Genomic DNA, 18418 nt, shown 5'->3' with positions numbered 1-18418 from the left:
GGTCGGGGAAGATGGCGGGGATTTCACCGCGCAAGCATAACGCCCCGCAAGTGACCGGGAAGCGATTCCCGATCACCCTGCGACCGCATTCAATTCCGCTCGTTGCGGCATTCCAACCGCGAACGACCGCTTGTGCGCTGCTCTCAATGCGGCCCCGGATCGAACGAACGATAGCCCTGGAAATCCTTGCTGAACACAGAACGCGGCAGTTGGCCGAAGGCGCGTTGCGCCGCCTCGATGGAGCCCTGACCCGGCTTGAAGTGACCGGAGACATTGTCGATCGAATGGATTCTCCCGCCACGGATATCGATGATTCCGGCGCCGAGCACTCTGGGGTTCTCACCGCCGATCAAGCTGGGATGCGGCATGCGTTTGCCGTCGCGGGTACCGATCAGGATGGTGCCATCGCGGTCGATGACGTACATGTAGGTGCCGCTCTTCTGCTTGCTCTCGATACGACCCGACGGGGTGATGAGCTCTTCGAGCTTACGAGCGGTGGGATTGTTCCTGTACCCGCTGAGTGTCAACGCACGTCCGGCGAGATCGTGCGCGATCGTGTCGCGGTCCACCGAGAACAGCCCGTCGCGCTGCGGGTACAACCGCGTGGCGGTACCGCGCAGCATCGGCATGGCGCGCGGAGCGAACGCGCCGTCGACCTTGAGCGAGGCCATATCCAACGCGATCGAACCGACCCGCAACATACCCTCGACGGCGTTCTCGGAACCGCCGGCCAGCCGGGTCAGGCCGGCGGGAGCCGCGAACACGCCGAGAAAGCCCATGCCGATATCGTTCTTGAAGCGCTGTTGCGCCTCCACTTCCGCGGCGCTGGGAGCGTTCAACGGCAAGGGCAGGTCGCCAAGGTAATAGCGATTGAACTGGTCGAGCGTGCGTCGCAGTCGCGCGGCCTCCTGCGCCGGCAATAGCGCCTGACCGCTGTCGTGCTCCATCAACCGGATGTAGTAGTCCTCGACCGCGGCCAACGGGATGAACTCCGGCGCCTGCTCGAACGCTTCCAGGTCGCGCCTTGCCTCGGTCAAGCCCACCGGCTCGCCCACGCGACCGCGATGCTCGCTCAGATACCAACTCGCGCGTTCCAGCACCCCGGCGTTGCGCGCGTGCTCGAGTTGTTCAGCCAGATTGCGACGGACGATGCGGTCGTCCTTGTAGAAGCCGGGGTTCTGATCGGCCGGCAGCGATTCCACCCTCAGATCGATATCGCCGACCGCCACCACCCCGCTGCCGGACGCCGACACGGCCATGCTCGCGAACGAGGCCGCCGCCAGCCGCCCGCGGCCGGCCACCGCGGCGTACAGGTCGGCCTGGGTCGAAGCGAAGTTCTGCATCGACCATTGCCACATGTTCACGCGCGCATCGGCCTGCATATCGATCGCGGCCGACAAGCGCATATCCGCGGACGCGGCCAGACCGGCGAACCGACGGTCCAGATCGGCGCCGACGTCCAGCGCGGCATCGCGCTCGATCTCGGCATCCAGGCGTTGCTGTGTCGCCGCCATCGATTTCGATAGATTCGCTTCGAGCGTCTTCGCACTGCCGCCGGTGTTGCTCGCAAGCCAGTTGCCCAGGGCATTGCCGAACGCATCCAGCGCGATCCGTCCGTAATCGGACGCGTCGGCCGCGCTGGCCAGGCCGAACGCCTGGCGCACATGTTGGCTCACCACGCCTTCGGTCAGATTCGCGCCGAAGCCGACCGCGAAGCCTTCGCCCTGCAGGCCCAGCGCGCCGTTGATCTTGCTGGACACCGCGGCGCTCACCGCCGCGGCGGCGACGTTGCGCCAACTGAAAGCGGTGTCCAGGCCGGCGACTTTCTGGCCGACGTAGTTCGCCGCCGAACCGATCGCGGCCAGCGCGGCCCGGCCCTGCGCGGTCGTCTTCATCGCTTCGCCGAACGAAGTCGCGCCGATGCCGGCGGTGATGCCGCCCGCGACCGCGCTGGCGGCGACGTTGCGCCAGCTGAAACTGCTGACCCCGGTCGCACTGCCGACCGCCTGGCTGGCCACGCTGCCGGCCGCGCCGGCCGCGGCGCCTGCGAGGATCGCCCCGCCGGTGGCGCTGCCCACCCACGCCGCGGCGGGCGCGGCCAGGGCGCCGTAGGTGACCACCGACACCACCACCGCGACCACCACCATCAACACCATCGCCACCGCGTTGCAGTGGTTCTTCGGCGGCGGCGCGATCATCGGCAAACCCGGCGCGGTCGGACCGATCGCCGCGGCCGGGTCGTAGGGCTTGAAGGTGGATGCGTCGTTGTGCGCGACCGTGGTATCCGGCGCGGTCAACCGGGTGCCGGCGGCCAGTTCCTGATCGGGATCGCCCAGGCCGTTGGCATCGGCGAGCAGATACCACAGCTGCTCGGCGCCATACACGCGCCGGGCCAGCGAACGCAGGGTGTCGCCGGGTTGGGCGACGACGGTGTCGCCACCGGCCTGGTAATAGCCGCGTCCGCCCAGGCTCTGGATCTGACGGCTGGGCAAGCCACTGCTCGGTTGCACGCCCTCGCGCAGTTCGGCCTGTTGCTGCCCGCCGGCGTGGACGAGGAAGTAATTGCCCGGCCCGCCCGCGCCGTCCTGGGTGAACACGCCGCTGCGCATCACGCCTTCGCGCCGGGTCTGCACCCGGCCGTCGCCGTCGTGGCTGTAATAGCGCATGCGGTCTTCGATCGAACCGCTGTTCAAGCGAGTGTGCTCGAGTTGCGAGCGCAGACGGCCGAAGCTGTCGTAGGTCAGGGTGTTGGTGGTGGCCGGCTGGGCGGGCTGGGCCGGCCGCGTGCCGGTGACGGTCTTCTCCTGGTAGCTGTCCCAACCGTAGTAGGCGTAGCTGTAACGCTGGGTGCTGGCGTAGCTGGCGTCGGGGCTGTAGTCGTAGCGGATCAGCCGGCCGGCCGCGTCGTAACCGGTGGCGCGATTGTCGGCGAGCGGGCCGTTGGGCTGACGCCCGGTGTTGATGCGGTAGTCGGCGTAGGTCTTGGCCTGTAGCACGCCCAGGTCGTTGTACTGCGCGGCGAGGTGGTTGTTGTGGGCCGGACGTATCCAGCTGACGTTGAGCGCGGCGCGGCCCTTGGTGTCCAGGCTCATCAGGCGGCCGTCGATGTCGTAGACGTAAATCTCCGCCGCCGACAGCCAGCCGCCCAGGCTGATCCACTCCGCGCCATCCACGCCGATATCGAAATTCATCGAGTTGGCGTAGTACTCGCGCACCTCGGTCACGCGGTTGTTGTCGTCGTACTCGAAACGCTTGCGCACGCCCTGGTAGGCGTCCATGCCGCCGCCGACGACCTGCTCATGCAGCTCGATCCGGCGATTGCCGCGCAGGTCGTACACCGAGCGCTCCACGCGCAAGGTCGGCACGGTCGCGCCCGACGCGGTGCGCAGGCTGAAGCGCGCGACGATGTTGCCGGCGGCGTCGTACTTGAGTTCGTAGGATTCGCGCTCGAGGTGGCTGAGCACGATCTGGCCGGCCTGCAGGACGCCGTTGTTGATCTTGAGCCGGTTCTCGGCGTCGTAGGTGTACCAGTACTCCTTGGTCTCGACCGGGACGGCGGCTTCTATTGCGCCAGGTTCTATCGCGCCCGGCTCGATGCCCGAATCGGCCTTGTGCTCGTGCGGCGGCGCGCCGGTGCCCATGTCGAATTCGAACGAATCCAGCGACGGGTCCATGCCGGGCTGTTCGGGCGGCGCGCCCCGCTGGACGCGAACGCGGATGTTCAGCGCGGCATACCCGCCCTCGCTGTCGTGCGCGGTCAGGGTGAAGGTCGACGGATCGGAGAACCAGGCGCTGCGGTCGGCGCTGAACGTGTGGACGTCACCGTCTAACCGGTACGACAGCCAATTGGGTTGTCCGGAGATCGTGTAGACCATCGGGTTACCGTCGGGATCGACGAACAATCCGGGATCCAGGGTGAGTTCCGGTGGCTCGGAGTTGCTGGACGCCATCTCGAAGATCAGCAACGCCGACGGCACCGTCGCCACCGGCGGCTGATTGGCCGCCGGCGCGGTCACCGTCATCGCGAAACTCGTCACCGTGGTCGCGCCGAAACGGTCCCACACCGACATGGTCACGTTGAAGCTGCCCTGCTCGGTCGGCACGCCGGTGATTTCGCGGGTGAGGTCGTTGAAGCTCAACCCCAACGGCAACTGCTGCGCATTGACCCAGTATTTCACCGGCGCGTCCGGGTCGAACGACTCCGGGATCACATAGCGATACGCGGCGCCCTGGCGCGGATTGGGCGGAGTGAACGCCGGCACGGTCGGCGGCGCGTTGTCGCGGACGATCACCCGTAGCGATTGACTGATGCTGCCGCCACGGCCGTCATCGGCGCTGTAGGTCAGCCAGTAGGTCCCCAACGCCGCGTTGCCGCCGATCTGGCGCGTGAGCGGATCGAAGGTCAGCCCGGGCGGCAAACCGGTCAGGCGCACGCTCACGACGTCGCCGTCGCTGTCGAGGAAGGCCGGCAACGGCGGCGGGTAATAGCTGCCGTCGCGGATCAGCACCATGTCCGCGTCGTTGATCGTGCCGCCCAGATACGGGTCGGTGTTGAACGCGCGCAAGGTGATCGACAGGCTGGCGAGCTTGCTGTTGCCGCTTTCGTCGCTGGCCTTGAACTGGAACGTGTAGACGTGACCGGCGGCGACATCGTCGGGCGCGCGGCCGCTCAGGCGCAACTGCGGCTGGCCTTGTTCGGTGGTCTGCTGGAACGACAGCCAGTTCGGCAGACCTATCGTGGCGATGCTCAGGCGGTCGCCGTCGGCGTCGGTGAACACCGACGACAGCGGCATGCTCCAGTCGAATTGACGGCCCATGGTCGCCGCGCGCGGCGGCAATGTGTTCGGGCCGGTGGGCGCGGTGCTGGCGACGACGCGGATCACCACGGTCTTGATCGCGCTGCGACCGCCCTGGTCGGTTGCGCGCAGGCGCAAGCTGTAGTCGCCGGGTGTGGCGGGCGGCAGGGTGCTGCGCAGGCGCAGCAGACCGCCGTCCGGCGACGCGCTGAGCCAGCTCGAAATCGACGGCACCGCGCTTTCCAGTTCCAGCCGCAGCACGTCGCCCAGGTCGGGGTCGACGAAGTAGTCGCTGGCGAGCAGGTCGCGGCCCCATGGCTGGCCGACCTTGGCGCGCAGCACCGGTTCGACCGCGTCGATCGCCGTCGGCGCGCGATTCGCATTGACCGACAACACGAACGAGGTCGCTTCGCTGAGTCCGCCGGGACGGTTCTCGGTCGCGCTCAAGCGTATTTCGATCTGCTGGACCGTGCCCGCGGGCGGGTTGGCGATGAAACGCACCTGGCCGTTGGCGTCCGGCCCGCTCAGTTGCAGCCACGACGGCCACGGCAAGCCGTCGGCGCGGCCGATGCCGAGGGTCAATGCGTCCTGCTCGGCGTCGCGGAAGATATCGCCGAACACGATCGAGAATTCCGCGCTCTGGCCGCTGCGCAACCAGCGCGCCGGCGGCGTTTGCACGACCTGCGGCCGGGTGTTTTCGGCGCCCACGCCGGTGGCGTTGGGGCCGTAGCCGGAACTGGCGCGGACGCTGCGGCGATTGCCGGCGGCGTCGTAGCTGTAGCTCAGATCGAAGATGCGCTTGACCGGCGCGCCGCCGCTGCCCAGTTCGTCGGTGTAGACGCGCTGGATGCGGTTGTTGCTGTCGTACAGGCTGCGCGTGCGGGTGCGCACCAGCCGGCCCGACGCGTCGCGGGTGTCGACCTCCTCGACCACGCGATTGCCGGCCGCGTCGTATTCGTAGCGATAGCTCGGCGTCGCGCTGCCTTGTTCGTAGATGGCCTTGACCCGGCCGTCGGGGTAGTAGGTCGTGCGCCGCGCGCCGTCGCCGACATCCAGGCCGGCGCCGCCGGTCTGGCGCTCGTTCACCAGCTGACCGGTAACCGGGTCGTACTCGTTGCTCAGCTGGCGCCCGCCCAGGTTGCGATGGGCGATCAGGCGGCCGTGCACGTCGTAGCTCCAGGTCATCGTGTCGATGCCGTTGAACTCGTCGATCTTGCGGCCCTGGTCGTCGTAACCGTAGGTGCTGACCGCGCCCGACGCGCTCTGGCTGCGTACCACCCGTCCGGCGCTGTCGTAGCGATAGCGGACCAGGTTGTCGAGCGCGTCGTACAGGCCGTTGCGGTCGCCGTTCTGATTGAGCACGTAACGCTGCAGGCTGTTGCGCTCGCGGGCGATGCCGGCGCCGCTGGGCAGATAGTCGCCGATGCCGACGATGCGGCCGTGGCTGTCGTAATCCTTGTAGGTCAGATAGCCCATCGCGTTCTGGGTCAGGCGCTGATTGCCCAGGGCGTCGAAGGCGAACAGGGTTCTCTCATTCAAGGCGTCGGCCGACGCGATCATGCGCCCGCTCGCGTCGTACTCGTTGCTGCGGGTGTTGCCGTTGGCGTCGCGGGTCGCGACCAGCCGGCCCAGCGCGTCGTAGAACCAGTGGTTGACCGGACGCAGCCACTGGCGCACCCCGCTCTCGGACACCACTTCCACCAGCGGGCGTTCGTCGCGGGTGACCTGGTTGCGTTCGTTGTAGCGGTAATCGGTGCGATAGCCGCGCGTGTCGACGATGCTGAGCGCATTGCCCCAACGGTCCAGTTGCCGGGCCGTGGTCGGCTTCGGCGCGGCGCCGTCCTGGTAGGCGGGCAATTCGCTGGCGACGGTCCGGCCCAGGCGGTCCAGGCCGAAACGGGTGACCGCCGATTCGACCCCGGCCGCGCCGAGCACGAAATGCGCCTCGCGCACGCGATGGCCGGCCAGGTTGTAGCCATAGGAACGCAGCGCGCCGGTTTCGTTGTCGCTAAGCAGACGTCCGGCCAGGTCGTAGTGGTAATCCAGCACGCCGGCCACGTCGCCGTACTGCTTGCTGACGATTTCGCCGAAGGCGTTGTAGCCCACGGTCTCGAGCAGATCGGTGGCCAGCACCGCGCCGGCCGCGGATTCGCGGGTGCGTTGCGATTCCAGCTGGCGACCGGCCGGGTCGTAACGAAAACGATCGTGCACGCGCACCGCGCCGCCCGCCAGGTCGGTGTCGAGCACCGACCAGCGCTCGACGATGCGGTCGGCGGCGTCGTAGATCAGATAGGTCCGGTTGCCGCTCGCGATGCCGGCGCCGGTGTCGGTTTCGCGCTTGACGAACACCGCGACCGCCCTGCCCTGGCCGTCGTAGCGCACGCGTTCGACCTGATCGCGCTGGTCGTCGGCGACCGCGCCGCCCGCGCGCAGGCCGTTGGCGTAACGGCGGGTCTCGATGACGTTGCCGAACGCGTCGTAGCGCATCTGGGTGTAGGGCGAGGCCCACGCGTACAGCGTGCCCACGCCCAGGTCGGCGCCGTTGCGCAATTGGGCGTCGGCATCGGCGGCGAGCACGTTGCGCGCGGGTTCGGTCAGGTTGATCGCGCGGCCCAGCGCGTCGTACTCGGTGCTGGTGACGCCGTTGCCGTCGCTCAGCCGGATCAGGCGATCGCGGCCGTCATACTCGAACTGGCTCATCACCTCGCGCACGCCGGAGCCGCCCTGGCGGTCGGCGAAGTGATGCTGCGTGTACTCGCGCTGCTTGCGCCCCAGCGCGTCGTACTCCCAACGCATGATGCGGTCGAACCCGACGATCTCGTCGCCGCTGGCCGGCGGCGACGGAGGTGTCGCGGTGCTCAGGTTCGAGGTCGCGATCGCGCGCGCGTATTCGATGCTGCGCTTGAGTTCGCCGGTGGGGTAGTACTCGTTGGCGGTGACATAGCCCTCGGCGTCGACGCTCAACACCAGCCGGCCGAGGTCGTCGTAGTAGAAATAGCTGTCGGCCCAGCGCGCGTCGCTTTGCCCGCGGGTGCCCTGCAGCAGCACCGATTCCTTGACCTTGCGGCCGTAGGCATCGTACTCGTACGCGGTCGTGGGCCGGCCGGTCGCGATGGTGCCGTCGTCGCGGTAATACTCCAGCGCGTTCTGTTCGACCCGCGATACCTGGCCGCGCGTGTCGTAGAAGGTGGCGATGCCGCGGTCCTTGGCCGGGTCGTGGATGACGCCGTTGAGCGCCTGCGCGTAGCCGATGGCCTGACCCGCGGACCAGCCCGACAGCGCGCCGAAATCGAACGCGGCCGCGTGGCGGTACAGGCCGGTGCGTTCGCCGAAGACGTTGTATTCGTAGCGGGTGAGGTAACCGGCCGCGTCGATGTCCAGATACAACTGGCCGAAATCGTCGTAGACCTTGTAGCTGTAGCGGCCGGACACGTCCTTGTTGACCACCGCGCGCCCGAGGCTGTCGTAGCCGACCTCGGTGCTGGGCCGGGCGCCACTGATATCCAGCGCGCCGGTGACCGGATCGATGCGGCCGGCCAGGGGAAACACCGTGCGATTCTGCCGACCGGCCGCGTCGTACTCGTAATGCGTCACCCGCGCCTGCGCGGTGCCGTCGTCCTCGCTGCGCGAGATCACCTGCCCCAGCGCGTTGTAATTCGTGCGGGTCACGGTCGAACGGTTGTGCGTGGTCACCACGCCGTCGGCGTCGATCGTCGACACGTCCACCCGCGGACTGGTCTCGGTGACGCGGCGGCCGGCGCCGTCGTAACCGTAGATCCACACCCGCCCATTCTTGTCGAGCAGTTCGATCAGCAGACCGGAGGCGTCGTAGGTGTAGCGCTCGACCTGATCGACGGCGTCGGTCACCCGCTCGACCCGGCCGGCGTTGTCGTAACGGGTGACGGTCATGCGCTGGCGCATGCCGGCGACCGCCGCGGCGAGCGCGGCCTCGGTCATCGGCGTGGCCGCCGCGATCAGGCCCTCGTACTGCCGCACCACGGTCACCCGCCCGGCTTCGTCGTACTCGCGCGCGACCACCGCGCCGGCATCGTCGACGGTGTAACGCGCGCGGCCGGCCTGGTCGTAGACATAACGGGTCTGGCGCAGATTGCCGGTGCCGCCGGCGATGCCAAGCGCGGTGGTCACCGCGGCTTCGGTGAGCGCGGTGCTGATCGGGATACGCACGCCGTACAGGTTTTCGGCTATGACGCGGCCGCTGTCGTCGAAGCGCCGTTCGCTGACCGTCGCCGTGCTCGCGCTGTCCTGCACCAGGGTGTAACGCTCGCGGCCGGCGGCGTCGTAGACATGCCTGACCATGCGCGCGTCGTTGGAGACGATCAACGCGGCGATGTCCTGCGGCGGGACGGTGCCCGCGCGCAGACGCTGCCGCAATGCGTCGTTGATCGCGATGGTGTTGGAGTAACTCAATTCCGAGGCCAGGCGCCCGGCCACGTCATAGCGGTTTTCGCTGATGCGGCCCTGCAGATCGATGCGGTAACGCACCCGGCCGTCGCCGTCGTAGACGACGTAAGTGCCTTGATCGCCGGCCTGCTCGATGCTGAGCCCATGCAACTGCGCGAGCGTGGTGGTATCGCTGAGTCCGGCCGGCGCGGTCGCCTGCCGGTAGGCGCGCGTGGCGACCTCGCGGCCAGCCGGATCGTACCAGTGGCGGACAATCGCGCCGGTCGGATCGACGCTGTAGACCAGCCGGTTGGCCTCGTCGTAATAGCTGCGCTGGGTGTGGCGCTCGTTGCCGCCGTCGAGGACATAGCGTCGCAGCAGATTGTCGTTGGCGTCGTAGACATAGCCGGTGGTCAGCTGCAGACCGGCGGGATCGACCACTTCGCCGACGCGGCGGCCCAACAGGTCGTAGTCGTAACGAACCGTGCGCGCCCGCGCGGTTTCGGCGCCCTCGGTGACGGTGAGTTGGCGGCCGTGGGCATCGTAGGAGTACTTGGTGCGCAGGTTCAGATCGTCGGGATCGAGCGCGGTTTCCAGCAGCCGTCCTTCGCGGTCGTAACCGTGCTGGACGACCCGCCCGCTCGCGTCGGTCACGCGCTGGCGGCGACCCTGGCCGTCGTAGACGTAGCTCGTGGTCAATGCGAGTTGCTGCGGGTCCTCGATGCGCTGCAGCACCCGGCCGACCGCGTCGTAATGCAGTTCGACCCGGCGTCCGCTGGCGTCGACGCTCGCGCTGAGCAGGCCGCGGTTGTCGTACTCGTTGCTGGCTTGCTTGTTGAGCGGATCGGTCACCGACAACAGGCGGCCGTCGCGGTCGTAGCTGTAGCGGGTGGTGGCGACCGCGCCGCCGGGGATCGCCTGCGACACCGACAACTGCTGGCCGTGCCGGGTGTAGAGCGTGGTGACCTCGATACCCTCGGGCGTGGTCACGCGCATGCTGCGCGCGGCGGTGTCGTAGAAATAGCGGGTGACGCGTCCGTTCGGATCGGTCTGGCTCAGCACACGCGCATAGGCGTCGTAGCTGCTGATCCAGGTTTCGGCGCGGCCCTGCACGGTCTGGCTGCGGCTGATCTGACGCCCTAGTCGGTCGTAGCCGAACGTGGTCGGCGCGCCGCGCGCGTCGCTGGCGGCGACGACCCGGCCGAAGGCGTCGTAGCTCCACGACAACTGCCGCTGCACGGCGGTGTTCGGCGCTTCGATGCGGGTCTTGATCAGGCCGCGATTGTCGTAGCTGCTGTCGATGCGCAGTTCGAGCGCGGTGCCGAATGCGCGCTGCTCGACGGTGCGATCGCCGTGGCCGTTGTAGCCGTAGCGCAGCACCGCGTTCTCGGCGTCGCGCACTTCGGCGAGCTGGCCGCGGCGGTTGTAGCCGTAGCCGCGGCGCGTGTCGGTCGCGGCGGTGTAAGCCAGGGTCGTCAGCGCGGCGGCCACGCTGTCGCGACTGCCGGCGACGGCGATCTGCAGATAGCCGGTGTAGGCGGTGGTCTCGATCGCTTCGCCGAACGCGTTGTAGCGGGTCTGGCTGACTTCGCCGCGCGCGTTGAGCACGCCGCTCGTGCCCGGCAGTCCGCGCACGGTGTAAGTCGGGCGACCGTCGGCATCGTGGAAGTACCAGGTCTTGTGACCGCCGGCATCGATGCTTTCGATGCGCCGTCCCAGGCCGTCGTAGCTGTGGCGGGTACCGTACTGGGCGAACACCGCGTCGATCTGCGCCTGTGTCATGTCCGGGCGAAGACGGGTCGTGCCCTCGCCCCCAAGTTCGCCGGTCAATTCGCCGAACACGTTGTAACGCAGCCGGCCGTCGCGCACTTCGCTGGTGTCGGCGGCGATCTCGACCCGGGTCAGACGGCCTTGCGCGTCGTAGGCATTGCGGGTGACCGTGCCCTGCGGATCGGTCTGCACGCTCAGGCGGCCCAGCGCGTCGTAGCCGCGCCGGGTTTCGCGCACGCGCCCGGCCTGCGCGCGGCTGAGCAAGGTCGCCAGGGTTTCGTTCCCGGTCAGGCCGGTCAACTGGATTTCGAATGCGCGGGTGGTGTCCTGGGCCAGACGTTCGTTGCGCAGGTACTGGGTCAGATAGCCCTCGGCGTCGAGCATCGCCAAGGTGTTGCCGCGGCCATCGTAGAACCACAGCGTGACCTGATCCTGCGCGCTGGCGGCCGGACGCATCTGGCCCAGCGTGGCTTCGCGCAGATTCGCCGCGACGGCGGTGGCGTAGGCGACGCTGCGGGTGCGATTACCGGCGAGGTCGTAGTTGTGTTCGACCAGATAGCCCTCGGCGTCGAGTCGACCGAGTTCGCGTCCCATCGCATCAAAAAAATAACGCGTGATCCGTTCTTCGTTCTGCGGCGCGTTCACGCGCGGCAATTGCCGGGTGCGGATCAGCCGGTCGTTGAGGTCGTAGCTGAAATAAGTCACCCGGCCTTCGCCATCGGTTTCGACGTTCTTGCGGCCGAGCAGATCGTAGAACGTGGTGACGGTGCGATCCTGCGGCGTGGCGGTCGGCCGCACCAGGTCGATGTTGATCGGCACCTGGGTCAGGCCCGGCTCGGCCGGCGGCGCCGGCATCCACGCGCGGGTGTCCAGCAAGGTCGCGTAACGCAGGGTCTGGACGATGCGGCCGAAGGTGTCGCGGACGTATTCGATCAAGGCACCGGTCGCGTCGACCTCGCCCACCAGTTGCCGCTCGATGTCGTAGAACAGATAACTGCGGCCGCCGTTGGCGTCCTGCACCGCGCGCAACAGCCCGGCGCGGTCGTACAGGTTGCGGGTCTCGCGCGTCGCGGCCGGGCCGCCGAGCGCGCGTTCGCTGACCAGCACCACCTGCCCGGCGGCGTCGCGCTGTTCGATCCGGACCCGGTCGTTGCTCAGGTCGCCATCGCCGACCGCGCCGCCCTCGACGATCGCGATCGCCAGCCGCTGCGAGTCGGTATAGGCCCAACTGCGCGACTGCAGCGCCACGGCGTTGCGGTCGAACACTTTCTCCGCGAGCAGGCGGCCCATGCCGTCGTAAACGTAGACAGTGCGGCGCAAGTCCGCGCCGTTGGACGCGTTGCGCTCAAGCACGCGGCCGCGTTCGTCGTAGCGATAGCCTTCGATCAGATCCGCATCATTGGCGATGCCGTTGCCGGCGGCGTCGACCGCGGCATAGCGACGCCAGGCCACACTACCGAAGGCATCGTAGCTGTACTGGGTCAGGCCGCTGTTGGCCTTGCGTGACGCGGCGCCGGCCCAGGCTTCGAGTGCGGCCAGGGTGTAATCCCCGCTGTAGGTCGCGTCCAGGTACTGGCGTGATTTCAGCAACCGGCCGATACCGAAACCGGTGCTGGCGTATTCGCTTTCGCTGACCTCGCCGGCGGCGTTGACCACGAAGCGCAGTCGATTGGCCGCGTCGTAGATATAGCGAGTGATCAGCGCGTTCGACGGTGGCGTCGACGCCGAATTCTTGCCGACGTCGTCGCCACCGGCAAAGCCGAGGATGTCGCCCTCGTCGACTTCGTAGACGGTTTCGCTGGTGACTTGATTGGCGGCGTTGAAGCTCCGTTCGGTGACGCGGGCGATCACCCGCAGCCCGGAGGAAATGAATTCGCGCTGCTCGATCGCATTGCCGTTGTCGTCGTAGCGATAGACCGTGCCGGCCACGCCGTCGGTCATCGCGGCGATCAGATTGCCGTCGGCGTCGTACTCGTAGGTGTAGGTTTCCTGCCAACCCCCGGCGGATGGCTGTTCCGCGGCGATCAGTTGATGGGCTTCGTCGTAGTAGTAGACCCAAGTGCGTCCGGTCGAATCGCTGACCCGGGTGGAACGTGTCTCGCTGTCGTAGGCGAAGCTCAGGGTCTGGCCCTGGCCGTCGGCGTCGTTGTCGTTGAGATCGCCGCGCGTGAGCGTGCGCACCCGGCCGAGCGCATCGTAGGTGTAACTGACCACGACGCCATCGCTGTGCTGCACCGATGCGATCTGCAGGCTGCTCGCGTCGACATAGTTGTACGTCGTGCGGAACAAACGGCCGTCGTTGACGCCGGCGGCCGCCATCCAGTCGTCGTCGTTGGACGTTTGCGGAGTCAGGTCGTGGGTCACCGTGCTCAAGCGCCCGGCCGCGTCGTAGCCGTACCAGACCCGGCCGACCGCCTGACTGCCGGCATGGCTGGTGACGCTGGCGAGGTTGGCGCCGCTGTAGCTAAACACCATCCGGCTGAGGTTGCCGTTGCCGTCGTTGGCGGCGACTTCGCTCACCCGTCCTTGCGGGTCGTAGCTCAGGTTCCAGGTGGTCGGCTGCAGCGGATCGCTCTTGAGATCGCGGATGCGGGTCAGGCGGCCGCCGGTGCCGGGGTCGGCATAGGTTTCCTCCAACCGGGTATCGCCTTCCTCGTACAGCCACTGCTGGGTCTTGCCGTCGCGGCGCAGGCTGTCGTGCGCGCCGTCGCCGACGGTCGATCGGTACAAGCCGTTGCCGGCGTAAGCGAAATCCTGATACGAACCGTCGCCGCTGTGTCGGCGCATCACGCTGCCGGTCTGATTTAGCGTGCCGATCAATTCGATCCGGCGTTCGAACCCGGTCAACCACGCGTCGCGGCCGGCGCCGGCGAAACTGCCGCGGCTGTTGTAGGTGCGGCTGAAGCCAACGGTCATGCCGCGCATCACGACCTGATCGTCGAAACTTTGCAGCAGCAGATTGCCGGTGGCGATGTTGACGTACTGGCTGTCCTGCCCCTGGCCGTAACGCGCGCTCGCGCCCAGGCCCTTGCCGATCTGGCTGAAAGAACTGTTGAACAAGCCAAGACCGCCACCCGAAATCACTGCCGCCATCGTCCTGTCCTCGAGCGTGGTTACGACCCGGATTGGTCGGGTCTGTCGAAGACTGCATCCACGCCGAAGGCGCGCGGGTTTAGGTGTTTTTGCCTGGGAATATGCGGTTTTGCGATGCGTCGAGCAGAACTGAAAATTGCTCGCGGAATTTCGCTAATTAGCTGATCCGTTTTTTTTGCTTGTTACGAGTCTGGTTTTTTATGGGCGGGTATTGATTGGTGGGACGGGTGGGGTTTTGGCGCGGCGAATGGGGCGCGGCGACCAGCAGGAGCAACAGCAAATCTCCCCTGCCCCACTTTTTCAAAGGGGGGAACAGCAACAGCAAAGGCAACAACAACAGCACCAGCGGTGGCGGTGGCAGTGGTAACGGTGACGGCAGTGGCCGCGGCGACAGCAACAGCAAAGCTGCAGCCGCCACCATCGCGGCCAACAACTCGATCAACACTGCCTTTGCTGTTCCCCCTTTGAAAAAGGGGGGCAGGGGGGATTTGCTGTTGCTGTTGCTGTCGCTGTTGCTGTGGCCGTGTCGCTACCCACCCCATCCACCGCGAACCCGAAACCTCACTGCCGCTGCGCATACTCCACCGCCGGCAGCGACGACAACTTGCCGAGCAAGGTCGACAACTGGCCGTAATCGGCCACCCGCAAGCGCAGGCGCAACCGCACCTGCGCGCCGTTGCGCTCTACATCGCTGCGGATGCTCAGTACGTGCGCGTTGGCCTGGGCGATGACGTTGGTGACTTCCTTGAGCAGCCACTTGCGGTCCAGCGCCAGCACTTCAATATCCACTTCGTAACCGCTGCCCTTGCGCCCCCACTCCACCGGCAGCACCCGCTGCGGCGTGGCCGCGGCCAAACGTTCGAACGCGACGCAACCGGGGCGATGCACGCTGACGCCACGGCCGCGGGTCAGATAACCGACGATGGGTTCGCCCGGCAGCGGCTGGCAGCAACGCGCCAACTGCACCAGCAGATTGCCGACGCCTTCGACGGTGAAATCGGTCGACTTGCCCGGCACTTTGCGCGGCGCCGGCGGCGTGACCACGGTGGTGCCGCTCGCATGAGTCGCGGCCGGCGGCGGCGCGGCCTGCGCGCGTTCGTGTTCGAGCAAGGCGCGGCCGATCTGATGCGGACCGATGTCGCCGAGCGCGACCTGCACGTACAGGTCGCCGTCGCTGGCCAGGGTGAAGCGCTCACGCGCCGGCGCCAGATCGGCGCCGAGCAGACCGAGCCGGCGCAGTTCCTTGTCGAGCAATTCGCGGCCCGCGGTTTCGTTGCGCGAGCGGTCGAGCTTGTGGAACCAGTTGCGGACTTTCTCGCGCGAACGATTGCTGGCCAGAAACCCGTTCGCCAGCACCAGCCAGTCGCGCCGCGGTTCGCCGGTTTTCGCGGTCAGTATCTCGACCCGGTCGCCGCTGCGCAGCTTGTGGTCGAGCGGCACGATGCGTCCGTCGACCTTGGCGCCGCGACAGCGATGTCCGACCTCCGTATGCACGTGATAAGCGAAATCCAGCGGCGTCGCGCCGGTCGGCAGATCGATCACCTCGCCCTTGGGCGTGAGCACATAGACCCGGTCCTCGACCAGTTCGGTATCGAGTTCGCTCGCCAGCGCCTCGTCGCCGCCCTGGCCGCCGTCGCCCTTGGCGTCGAGCAGCCGGCGCATCCAGGCGATCTTGCGATCGAACGCGGCGTCGGCGCTGTGGCTGCCGGCCTCTTTGTATTTCCAGTGCGCGGCCACGCCGAGCTCGGCCTGGCGGTGCATTTCGTGGGTGCGGATCTGCACCTCAAGCGTCTTGCCTTCCGGCCCGATCACCGCGGTGTGCAGCGAGCGGTAATCGTTGCGCTTGGGCCTGGCGATGTAATCGTCGAACTCGCTCGGGACCGGCGTCCAGGTCGCATGCACCACGCCGAGCGCGGCGTAGCACGCGCCCAGGTCGTCGACCATCACCCGCACCGCGCGCAGGTCGTACAGCTCGCTGATCGGCGCGTCCTTGCGCTGCATCTTCTTCCAGATGCTGTAGATGTGCTTGGGCCGGCCGGCGACCTCGGCCTTGATCCCTTGCGCGCTCATCGCCTCGCGCAAGGTGCGCTTGACCTGTTCGATGTAGCGCTCGCGATCGCCGCGCTTTTCGTCGAGCAGGCGGGCGATCTTCTGATAGGTCTGCGGTTCCAGATAACGGAACGCGAGGTCCTCCAACTCCCACTTGAGCTGCCAGATGCCGAGCCGGTTGGCCAGCGGCGCGTGGATGTCTCGGGTCAGCGCGGCGAGTTCGCGGCGCGTCTCCGCCGGCAGATGATCGGCGTGGCGCATGCGCGCGAGCTGGCGCGCTAGCAGGATCGGCACCACCCGCAGGTCGCGCACGATCGCCAGCAGCAGCCGGCGCAGCCCTTCGGTGCCCGAACGCCGGCCCTGCTCGGCGTGCAGCGCCCACACCTGGCCGGCGGCGCGCTGGCCGTCGAGCAGGGCCGCGACCACCGGATAATCGCGCTCGAAGCCAGCGCCCATCGCGTTCGCCCAACCCGGGTAAGCGTGCAGGATCGCCGCGGCGACGGTGTCGCTGTCGGCGTCGAGCAGGGCCAGCGCGTCCAGGGTCGCGGCGACCACCGCCGGCGCGTCCAGCGCATTCGCCCCAGCCTGCGGCGCCTGCGCCGCCTCGGTCAGGGCCTTGCGCAGCGGTGCGGCCAGGGCCGCCGCCGCGGGCTGGGCCAGGACGTGGGTCAGATCGGGGCGGGACGGAGCGGCGGGAACGTTCACTGCGTGGGGACGGATCGAAGCGGGAAGAGCGAGCGTCTACACTAGCGAGCATCCGCCCCGAGGAACAGCACGATGTCCGCGATTCTCCTTTCCACGCCGCGCCGCGCGCCGTCGCGTCTGCTGATCGCCGCCGCGATCGCCCTGACCCTGGTCGCGCCGGCCGCGCTGGCGCAGTCGAAGATCGAACAACAGATGAGCGCCGAGCAGTTCAAGGCCGCCGGCCTGGATCAACTGAGCCCGGAACAGCTGAGCAACCTGAACGCCTGGCTCAACCGCACCCTCGACAGCGAAACCAGCAAGGCCGTGGTCAAGGCCAAGGAAGAAACCCGCGCCCAGGTCAAACACGAAAACCGCGGCTTTCTCGGCTCGGGTTCGCGCGAAGCGGTGGTGGCGCGCATGACCGGCCCGTTCAACGGCTTCGCGCGCGGCCAGACCTACATCCTCGACAACGGCCAGGAATGGCGTCAGGACGACAACGCCGATCTGCCCGGCGTGCATCTGGACGCGCCGCAGGTGCGCATCACCCCCAGCGTGATCGGCAACGTCTGGTACATGGCGGTGCAGGGCTACAACACCCGCGCGAAGGTCACCCGGACCAAGTAAGCTGCGCGACGACGAGCGATCCCTTTTTGCGTCTTATTTTCGGAGTGTTCTCATGCGTGCGTTCGCCCCACTGAGCCTTGCCGTGCTGTTCGCCGTTTCCGCCGGCGCGAGCGCGGCCGAACGTCATTACGTGCCCGTCGAGCAGCGCTTCAGCGCCGAGCAGATGCAGGCCACCGGCCTGTCGACGCTGTCGCCCGCGCAGCTGACGTTGTTGAACGAACTGTTGAGCCAGGATCAGACCAAGGCGGTCGCCGAAGCCGAGCGCAAGATCCAGGCCGAGCGCAACGACCCGTTCTCCAAGGTCGCCGCCGATCCGATCCATTCCACCATCCAGGGCGAGTTCCGCGGTTTCTCCGGCGGCAGCGTGATCGTGCTCGACAATGGCCAGCGCTGGCGGGTGATCGACGGCTCGCTGTTCATCGGCAAGCCGGTGACGTCGCCGAAGGTCACCATCAAGCCCGGCATGATGGGGGCGTGGTATCTCGAGGTGGACGGGCAGATTCCGAAGGCCAAGGTCAAGCGGGTTGACGGGGGTTGAGGTTTCGACTTCGGCCGGCGGTCGCACGGTCGATCGCGCGATGAGCCGCGAACAGTTGATCGCAAACGTCGGCGCTTAGCCGGCGTTTGTGTTTTTGGGGATGTCGTTCGCGATGTGCGCTTGATTCGCGCGTTGTCATCGAAGGTTCGTCGCCGCGTGTGGTCCGCGGTCGCGGCTCGCGCCGCTCCTACAGGTAGGCCATGTGGCTTTTGCTCGAGTTCGAAGCCGCGCAGTCCATCCAGCGCTGCGAAGCCGCTAACTCGCGAGAACAACAGCACACCCGTAGGGCGGCGCACATGGATGTGCGCCGTGCGCCACCGGGACAGGATGTCCCGTGTGGCGCATGCCTGCGTCAGCACCGATCGTGCGGGCACTTGATTCACAAAAAAGCATTTTTCTTTGGTTACCTTTCTTTTGTTGCTTTAGACAAAAGAAAGTGACCCGCCGCTTTAGTGGCGGAAGC

General features: G+C 67.4%; 5 protein-coding genes. 2 read left to right on the top strand and 3 right to left on the bottom strand.

The annotated features are described in order from the left end of the window. Window positions 1-143: 143 nt before the first annotated feature. From AC3A4T_RS23150 to AC3A4T_RS23140, 3 genes are all read right to left on the bottom strand, one after another. A complete protein-coding gene (locus AC3A4T_RS23150; protein ID WP_487677530.1) occupies window positions 144-14060 on the bottom strand; it encodes a putative Ig domain-containing protein in 13917 nt (4638 codons plus the stop codon). Window positions 14061-14217: 157 nt separating this feature from the next. Further along, the gene (locus AC3A4T_RS23145; RefSeq protein WP_487677529.1) at window positions 14218-14502 is read right to left on the bottom strand and encodes a hypothetical protein; all 285 of its coding nucleotides are present in this window, start codon (window positions 14500-14502) and stop codon (window positions 14218-14220) included. Window positions 14503-14621: 119 nt separating this feature from the next. Continuing rightward, window positions 14622-16814, bottom strand: coding sequence for a RelA/SpoT family protein (locus AC3A4T_RS23140; RefSeq protein ID WP_487677528.1), 2193 nt, complete (start codon window positions 16812-16814; stop codon window positions 14622-14624). Between the two features lie 72 nt (window positions 16815-16886). On the opposite strand from AC3A4T_RS23140, the gene AC3A4T_RS23135 reads away from it, so the two are divergent. Beyond that, on the top strand, window positions 16887-17417 hold the full coding sequence (locus AC3A4T_RS23135; protein WP_056107745.1) for a hypothetical protein: 531 nt from the start codon (window positions 16887-16889) through the stop codon (window positions 17415-17417). 52 nt (window positions 17418-17469) lie between these two features. After that, window positions 17470-17955, top strand: a complete 486-nt coding sequence (locus tag AC3A4T_RS23130; RefSeq protein WP_487677527.1) for a hypothetical protein — start codon at window positions 17470-17472, stop codon at window positions 17953-17955. Window positions 17956-18418: the final 463 nt, after the last annotated feature.

The organism is Lysobacter sp. Soil_N_51 (assembly GCF_057655755.1).
Note: the sequence above shows the minus strand (reverse complement) of the source record. Positions and strands in the feature narration are given on the sequence as shown.